Raw genomic sequence first — 356 nt, 5'->3', positions numbered from 1 at the left:
TGGATGCCTAACTTTGGGCAATACGTTCCTGAGCGAGAGGGTTTTGTTCACAACAAAGCAGAAAACTATTATCAATGCACCAAAGTAGGAGGTAACCAAGCTAAATTACTTTTTAAAGGCGAAAGGACAGACAGTAAAGGTTACACCAAACGCACCTATCGTAGTAGTGAAAGTGATTGTAAGAAGTGTCCACTTCGAGAGCAATGCTGTGGAATGAAAACCAATTTTAAGAAGATAGACGACAGCATCCACAAGGAGCTTTATGACAAGATGCACCAAAAGCTCACTCAAAACCCAGAGTATGCCAAACGAATGGTCAAGGTGCGAAGTAAGACAGTAGAACCCGTTTTGGGAAC

1 protein-coding gene is annotated in these 356 nt (G+C 42.1%); it reads left to right on the top strand.

Annotation, left to right across the window (positions count from 1 at the left end; translation table 11 throughout):
* Positions 1-356, top strand: a 356-nt coding sequence (locus AC23MC_RS16450) for a transposase (protein WP_487569412.1), incomplete at both ends; no start/stop codon positions are given.

The organism is Flavobacterium sp. T50_26 (genome assembly GCF_057652995.1).
This window is presented reverse-complemented; position numbering and strand designations above follow the sequence as displayed.